This window comes from Pontibacterium granulatum (assembly GCF_029961155.1).
Classification (GTDB): Bacteria; Pseudomonadota; Gammaproteobacteria; order Pseudomonadales; family Balneatricaceae; genus Pontibacterium; species Pontibacterium granulatum.
Map to the genome: position 1 here is coordinate 22167 of NZ_JASBRH010000038.1, position 7752 is coordinate 29918.

The 7752-nt window shown below is 50.8% G+C and carries 7 protein-coding genes; 6 read left to right on the forward strand and 1 reads right to left on the reverse strand.

The features are described 5' to 3' along the window. Positions 1-296: 296 nt before the first annotated feature. The 6 genes from gshB to QKW35_RS20470 all read left to right on the forward strand — a co-directional run bounded on the left by gshB (position 297) and on the right by QKW35_RS20470 (position 6959). On the forward strand, positions 297-1334 hold the full coding sequence (gene gshB / locus QKW35_RS20445) for a glutathione synthase (protein ID WP_282356119.1): 1038 nt from the start codon (positions 297-299) through the stop codon (positions 1332-1334). Then, positions 1318-3363 carry a flavohemoglobin expression-modulating QEGLA motif protein gene (locus tag QKW35_RS20450; protein WP_282356121.1) on the forward strand — a complete coding sequence of 682 codons (2046 nt, stop codon included), beginning with the start codon at positions 1318-1320 and terminating at the stop codon, positions 3361-3363. Before gshB ends, QKW35_RS20450 begins: the two co-directional genes overlap by 17 nt. Positions 3364-3435: 72 nt before the next feature. After that, positions 3436-3708 (forward strand): PA3496 family putative envelope integrity protein, encoded by a 273-nt coding sequence (locus QKW35_RS20455; protein ID WP_282356122.1) that lies wholly within the window; start codon positions 3436-3438, stop codon positions 3706-3708. A gap of 67 nt (positions 3709-3775) precedes the next feature. Then, on the forward strand, positions 3776-4756 hold the full coding sequence (locus QKW35_RS20460; protein WP_282356124.1) for a CorA family divalent cation transporter: 981 nt from the start codon (positions 3776-3778) through the stop codon (positions 4754-4756). 58 nt (positions 4757-4814) lie between these two features. Next, positions 4815-5975, forward strand: coding sequence for a cation:proton antiporter (locus QKW35_RS20465; RefSeq protein WP_282356126.1), 1161 nt, complete (start codon positions 4815-4817; stop codon positions 5973-5975). A 90-nt stretch (positions 5976-6065) separates the two neighbouring features. Further along, positions 6066-6959, forward strand: coding sequence for a mechanosensitive ion channel family protein (locus QKW35_RS20470; protein ID WP_282356128.1), 894 nt, complete (start codon positions 6066-6068; stop codon positions 6957-6959). Between the two features lie 130 nt (positions 6960-7089). Here QKW35_RS20470 and QKW35_RS20475 read toward each other — a convergent pair. Next, positions 7090-7752, reverse strand: a 663-nt coding sequence (locus QKW35_RS20475) for a TRAP transporter large permease subunit (RefSeq protein ID WP_282356129.1), incomplete at its 5' end; no start/stop codon positions are given.

Consider the following 7752-nt stretch of genomic DNA (forward strand, 5'->3'; position numbering starts at 1 on the left):
CGTAATACGTGATTTCCCTGTATTACCCGTAAATTCAGTGTTTAACCGAGATTCTGAGATGAACAGTCAGTTATTCAGTTACAGACGATCATGTAGTGCCGAGCAGCACTTGGATCAATCGTACCTGTGCGAAGCTGTCTGATGTTAGGTTGACGTTCAACACCAAATACACCTGATAAAGCAGCTAACAGAACCGATTGATATCCGTTCTTTAGCTGCTTTTTTATACCTGAAATTTAACCATTAGATATTCTAATCGAAATTGACCATAAAAATGGTCAGCATGGAGCAGTGGCTTGAAAATTTGCTTTCTGATGTACCCGTGGGAGCGTGTTTCCCCAGAGACTGATACGACTTTGCGCATGATTCACGAGGCTGCCTCTCGTGGTCATACGGTGGCGATCACGACGCCAAACAGTCTGACAATTCGCGACAGCGTGGCGCACGCGTTTTGTAACGTACTGAGAAAGACAGACAAACTGACGAGTAATATCCCGGCTTTCTACCGTCGGGCAGAGTTCAAGCGCTGCAAACTGCCACTGGCAGGATTCGATGCGATCATCATGCGGGCCAACCCGCCATTGGATACGGTGGCACTGAACTTTCTGGATTCGGTGCGCAATGACACGTTCATCATGAACGACATTGATGGCTTGCGCATTGCTAATAACAAACTGTATCCGGCATCGTTCAGCGGTGATGCCAGCCGGTTTATCCCGGCAACGCATGTATCCAAAAATCGTGAATACCTGGAACACGTGCTGCGTGACTCGCCATCGGGCAAGATGATCATGAAGCCGCTGAATGGCTTCGGTGGTCAAGGTGTGATCGTGATTGAGAAGAGCGCGCGCCAGAACTTCCGCTCGTTACTGGACTTTTACATCGGCTCGGGAGATCAGGGGAACTACGTGATCCTGCAGGAGTACGTTTCCGGTGCTGAGAAGGGCGATGTGCGTATCCTGATGCTGAATGGTGAACCCATCGGTGCGATGCGCCGCGTGCCTTCTGGTGATGATGTACGTTCAAACATTCACGCAGGTGGTAAAGAAGTGAAGCATCAATTGTCCAAGGAAGAGAAAGAATTGTGTCGTGCAATTGGACCTCAGCTGGTACGTGATGGTCTCTACTTCGCAGGACTGGATGTGATCAACGGAAAATTGATCGAAGTGAACGTACTCAGCCCCGGCGGAATTACCCGTATCAACCGTTTGAACCGAGTTAAGTTGCAGGTCCCAGTGATCGATTTTGTGGAGAACGTAGTGTCTGCAAAAGAACGGGTTATTGAGCGTAAAAGCACTTTCCGCAAGGTAATCGAAGATGCAGAAGCTATCTGAACGCCGCATTCTCGAGCTGATTTCGGCTGGAGAAACGTTCGAGTGTGAATCTTCCGACGGCTCATTCAGCCTCAAAATCGACGATTACACACCGGCGATCTGTACCGCTGTACACGATGGGCATAACTTTCGCAGTTCTTTGGAAAGCTACTGCGCGCTGACGGAAGAGGAGCGTCTGTACGAGGAAGATCCGTTTACCTCTGAACTGATTGACGCGATGCCAATCACGCTTATAGGACGGGATTCGCGTTACGAGTATGACCTTAACCGTCCGGTAGCAACCTGCATTTACAAGAAGGCGTGGGGCAAAAACGTTTGGAATAAACCGCTGTCATCGGCGCAGCGCAAACTGAGCGTGTCCAAACATAAAGCATTTTATGCCGTACTGGATGCGCTGGTCGCCCAGTTGGAAAAGCGTTTTGGCGCCTGTGTGGTGTTCGATGTTCACTCGTATAACCACAAGCGCCGGGATGGTGATCCGCCAACGTTTAACCTTGGGACCGAGCAGATCGATCTGGATCGCTGGGGGCCTGTGGTCGACCGGTTCAAACGTGGATTGGGCAAAATAGCGTTGACCAACACGCCGGTACGAGCGGCATACGACGAAGTGTTCTATGGGCGGGGTTACCTGATCGCGCACGTAAACAGTCGTTATGAAAATACGCTTGTGTTGCCATGCGAAGTGAAGAAGGTCTTCATGGATGAGCTGACGGGCGAGCCGTTTCGGTTGCTGCTCAATGAGCTGAAGGAGGGGATGAAACACTGCCTCACTGATACGGGCGCGTTTTTCTCCCGGCGGCATACACGGAAATCGCGTACCCGTCGCCTGGATATGCTTTCGTCTCAGCTTGATCCGGCAACTGTTGCGGTGGACCGCGAGTTATACCGTTTGGCGCGCGGGTTGGAAACGCTTCACTATATCAACCCGATCAACATACAGCAGGAAAAGAGACGATTTTTTGCCCGTAAAGGTAACTACCAGCCGCAGTTTAAATACAAACCGTTGGCGATAGACCCGTACGCGTTTCGCGAACAACTCTATCGGCTGCCGGTCGATACCATTCGAGATCCCGGTGTACAGCAGATGTACTGCCAGGTGATCGATGGGCTGTCCAGTAAGATCGATTTGCTGGTAAGTGCGGGTAGTCCGCAGTTCGTGTATAGCTCGCTTAAATACTATGGTGAGCCAAGCCTGGAAGATGAAGCCAACGCGCGATTCCTGTTGCATGCGGCTTCTCACGGTCCGATGTCCGAGGTGGAGATCGGTGCTGCTCAGGCGGCGGAGTATTTCCGGCAACGGGCGAGTGACTGGGGGATGCACTGTAAAGTTGAGCTGTCCGGAAAACTGGTTGCGTCTGCGATGGTTTCCAATAGCAAACGCACACTGTATGTAAACAAACATGCACGCTTCACGGAAACTGAAATGGCTGCCTTGACGCATCACGAGTTGGGGGTGCACATGGCGACCACTTTAAACGCTGCGATGCAGCCCTTGAAGGTGTTTTCGCTTGGCTTGCCGGGCAACACTATGACCCAGGAAGGGCTCGCGATCCTGAACGAGTACCACAGCGGAAACATGTCGTTGGAGCGCCTGAAAGGTCTGGCCCTGCGTGTGTTGGCGGTGAAAGAGATGCTCAAATACGGCGACTTCAGGCACACCTATAGCTATCTGCTCGAGGAAGAGAAGATGTCTGAGGGGGGCGCCTTTAAGCTCGCTGTTCGGGTGCACCGCAGTGGTGGCTTTACCAAGGACTACTTGTATCTGCGCGGGGTAAGTGAAGCGTTAAGGCTGCATAAAAGTTGTGATATCAGCAGCCTGTTCGTGGGTAAAACCGGATTTGATTATCTGCCAATTCTCAATGAGCTAATTGCGCGCGAGATCATCCACCCACCGGTTTATGTACCCGAAGGCTTAAGTAATCCAGAGCCGGTATCCGATATTCTGGATTATCTGGTTTCGTCCATTAAACCGACTGCACGTGTTGGTTTAATGACAGATTCAGCCAATCGAAATACAGCGGTTGCCTGAGCCATGTCTGGAGCGGCACTAACGCCGCTCCGGTTTTTCTTTGTTGTTTGTATGTTCGATGAGAGTCGAGAAATGAGCAAAATAGATTTGGAAGATTACACTTCCGATTACGACGATTGGTCTGAGGATTATTCAGAGCAGAAAGGTGCACGCCGGAAAAACGGACGCGGGCAGAGTACAAGCCGCAGCAGTGATCTGGATGACATTTGGGGTGATGACGAGGGCGAGCCTATACGCGCTAAGGGACGCAAATCTCGGGATCACCGACGTGATATTGAAGACCGTCTGGAACGTCGTCGTTTAGAGCGAGAGATATACGACGACTACTTTAATGATATGGCCTGAGGATTAGATTGTTGTCTCCTCAGGTGTAATATAGTGCATCACGCTGTGGCATACTGAGGAGACAACCATGGCAACACCCCCTCCCACCCCAACGACCACCTACGCTCGGATCGTGCGTCCGGGATGTCAAAGCCAGCGAGTTGAGCAGTATGCGCAGCTCTCGCAACAAATACAGTCACGGGACCCATTCTGGCTGGAGCTGGACTGGAATGACCCAGAGGCCGCTGAATGGCTTAAGCACTCTGCGGATCTGCCTGAAAGCAGTTGCCAGGCCGTGCTCACTGAGAATACTCGACCGCGTTCGTTTACGGATGAACACGGCAATTTGGTTCTTATCTTACGTATCATCAATGCCCAAGCCGCAGAAGAAGCACAACGGCTGGTTTCGTTACGTTTGCTCATTGATCGAAAAAGGATCTTCAGTCTCTGCCATTACGAGACTGAGGTATTAAGGCAGATTCGCACCAAAATTGGCTTATCGGATACCTGTTTTGAGCCCGCACAGTTGCTCACGTCTTTATTGCGCTGGATTCAGGAAGAGATTAATGAAGAGGTCTACGGGCTGACCGAGTTGGTCTCTGAAATCGAAGATCTGCTTGACCGAGGTAAACCTCCGGTTGATGAAATCAGTATGGCGCGTAAACGCGCGGGCGAGTTACAGCGTTATCTGCAGCCACAGCGTATTGTGTTGTCGCAGTTGCGCCAACAGCGGGATATCACCAGTGACGTGGAGTTGCATTCCGACTGGCGAGAACTGGCCAACGAATTGCAAATGAGCCTGGAAGAGGTTGAGATGTCGATCAGTCGCTTGATGATCTTTCAGGATGAGGTGCGCAGTAGCTTAAACGAACGTACAACACGCACCTTGTACCTGTTGTCGTTGGTAACATTCCTGTTTCTGCCACTGAGCTTTCTCACGGGCTTTTTGGGTATGAACATCAGCTTTCCCTGGGAGACGTCACCGCAGGCGTTCTGGCTATTGCTGATGTTGATTCTCGGTATATTGGTCGGACAGGTATGGCTGATAAAACGTTTGGGTTGGCTGTAGATTTATAACTCATTCTTTATATAGATATAAAAAGGGATTCCGAGGATTCCGCATGCATATGGATCCTGTACTACCAACCATGGTTGGCACCATCTTTCTGATGTTGCTGGTAGGTGGTGTTTTAAAGTTTTTAGGCCAGCCGCAAATCATTGCATATCTACTGGCGGGCGTGTTGATTGGGCCGCACGGCCTCGCACTGATTTCTGATGCAGAACTGATCCACCGTCTAGGTGCGTTAGGTGTCGTGCTGTTGCTGTTTTTTGTCGGTATGGAAGTGGTACCGGAAAAGCTGAAATCGCGCTGGCGCATACCGGTAGTCGGTACGCTTTTGCAGATCATCTTCTGTTTTCTGCCGGTGGCAGCCATTGGTGTAATGTTCGACTGGAGTTGGGCGCGTATTGCGTTGCTTACCTTTGTTGTCAGTCTTTCCAGCTCGGCGGTTGTTATCCGGCTATTGCAGGATCGTAATGAGTTAAGTACCGGCTTTGGTCAGGATATGCTCGGCGTATTGTTGGTGCAGGATCTGTTGGTAATCCCGATGTTGATCGTGATCGGTTTGTTTGGTGGTCAACAAGTGGACATGCACTCGCTGTCGATGCAGTTGATTGGTGTCGTGCTGATGGGTGGTTTGCTGATTTGGATTTTTAGTGGGCGGCAGATGAAGCTGCCGTTTGGTGAACATATCCGGTCTGACCACGAACTTCAGGTGTTTGCGGCGCTGGCGATCTGTTTTGGTTTGGCGCTGCTGACCGGCGTACTCGAATTGTCGACCGCGTTGGGCGCTTTTATCGGTGGTATGCTAGTCTCGGCTGCACGGGAAACCCAGTGGGTGCACCATAAACTGGAGACGTTTAAGGTCGTGTTTGTCGCACTGTTCTTCCTTGCTGTTGGCATGAGTGTGGATCTGGACTTTGTTGCCAAACACTGGTGGCAGGTAAGTCTTGTAGTGGTTGCGGTATTTATCGTTGGTACCCTGGTAAACGGACTTATTCTGCGCGGGCTGGGTTATGCGTGGCGGGAAAGTTTTTACGGTGGCGCGGTGTTGGCACAGATCGGAGAATTCAGTTTTGTGTTGGCGGCGGTTGGTTTGCAGGCAGCGATTATCACCAACTCGGGGTATCAGTTGGCGTTGTCGGTGATATCGCTCTCGCTTCTGCTAGGGCCGATCTGGATAAGTTTGGGGCGAGTCTGTTTTCGTCCCGTGATCGAAGACGCCTAGTTCGTCGAAATGATCTTTTAAGAACGACTATGTAATTGTATTCAGAGACCGGCAGGAGAGCCGGTCTCTTCAGTTTTGGAGTATAGGCGGATGCCTGATATGGAGTTTATTGCTGCAATCAAGCAGTTACTGTTGGAGCACAAACTGATCACAACCGTTGTGTTTGTGTTGTTGGTTTACCTGCTTAAGCTGAAAGTTGCTGAGGTGATCAAGCGACGCGGTAAGGCTAAAGGGGAAGATAAACGTTACCTAGTTAACGTGGTTAAAAACCTGATCAACCTGACCGTTGTTGTTTGCGTGTTTATGTTCTGGGCTGCAGAGCTGCAGCAGTTTGCACTGTCGGTAGCGGCGTTTGTGGTAGCGTTTGTTGTTGCTACACGTGAGTTCATCCAGTGCATTATCGGGTTTATTTACATTGTGTCGGCGCGCCCGTTTCAGGTGGGTGACTGGATACAGGTCGGCAAGTATGCAGGTGAGGTGACTGAAACTGACTGGGCCAAACTGACGCTGTTGGAAGTGGATATCGAATCGTACAGTCACACGGGGAAAACGTTGTTTGTACCGAACAATATGTTGCTCCTGAATACGATCAAGAACCTTAACTTCCTGAAACGTTACGCGACTCACAGTTTCACAATTACCCGCGAGCCGGGTGTGAATCTGTTTACGATTGAAGAAGAGTTGCTGGAACGTGCGGCACAGCATTGTGAAGATTTCTACGAAGTGGCCAATCGGTATAACGCACTGATCGAAAAACGTCTGGACGTAAAAATCTCAGGGCCAGCACCGTCACTCTATATCTTCACCAACCAGAATGGTGATGATCAGGCGTGCTTTACAGTGTTCTGTCCGTCAGAACAGGCGTGGGATATTCAGAATAAGATCACGCGTGACTTTATGGAGTTGTGGCACCGTGAAAAGCGCAAGTTGATGTTGCTTGATAGAGAATCCAAGTCACGTTATTTGAATACTGAAGAAGCATAAAAAAGCCCCTGCTAGCAGGGGCAAAACGGATGTATCTAAACGAACGGTAAAGAGCGTGGTGAGTGATTAGGATGAACAAACCTTCTATGCGCAGGGTTTCACGCGCTGACAAGGCTTGTTCGTGGTTTCCTTAATACCCCATCAGAAGCTTCGGCAGGAACAGCGACAGCTCTGGGACGAAGGTCACCAGGAACACCATCGGAAGGTGGCCGAAGCAGAGGAATTTCAGGGTTGGCCCGATATAGCGATCTAGCGACAACTTGCTTACCCCGCCCGCCATATAGAGCATCGGCGCACATGGCGGTGATACGTTACCCAAGCCCAGGTTAACACCGACGACGGCTGCGAAGTGGATCGGGTCGATACCCAGCTCGTTGATGATTGGCAGGAAGATAATCGCCGCCAATACACTGCCGGAGATGTCATCCACGATCATGCCGATCAACAGCAACAGCAGGTTGATCAGTAGCAACAGCACATACGTGTTGTCAGAGACCGTTAACAGTGCCTGTGCCAGGTCGCGTGGAACCTGCTCCAGAATCATCGCGCGGCTCATGATGAACAGGAAGAACAACACGGCCATGATAGAACCGGTCATGGTTACTGCACGCACGGTTACTGCGCCCAGGCTCTGTAGCGACATTCCCTTATAGATAAACAGGCCCACCGGGATCGCATAGATAACCGCGATGGCCGCTGCTTCCGTGGGTGTCGCGATACCGCTGTAGATTGCACCCAGAATGATCAGGGGCATCAGCAGGGCGAATGCCGCGTTGTAACCGGTCTTCACCAC

What these genes read in the sequence shown, in the direction of transcription:
- QKW35_RS20460 (WP_282356124.1), top strand. Translation starts at nt 3,776, where the DNA reads ATGGCAACACCCCCTCCCACCCCAACGACCACCTACGCTCGGATCGTG.
- QKW35_RS20465 (WP_282356126.1), top strand. Translation starts at nt 4,815, where the DNA reads ATGGATCCTGTACTACCAACCATGGTTGGCACCATCTTTCTGATGTTG.
- QKW35_RS20450 (WP_282356121.1), top strand. Translation starts at nt 1,318, where the DNA reads ATGCAGAAGCTATCTGAACGCCGCATTCTCGAGCTGATTTCGGCTGGA.
- QKW35_RS20455 (WP_282356122.1), top strand. Translation starts at nt 3,436, where the DNA reads ATGAGCAAAATAGATTTGGAAGATTACACTTCCGATTACGACGATTGG.
- QKW35_RS20470 (WP_282356128.1), top strand. Translation starts at nt 6,066, where the DNA reads ATGCCTGATATGGAGTTTATTGCTGCAATCAAGCAGTTACTGTTGGAG.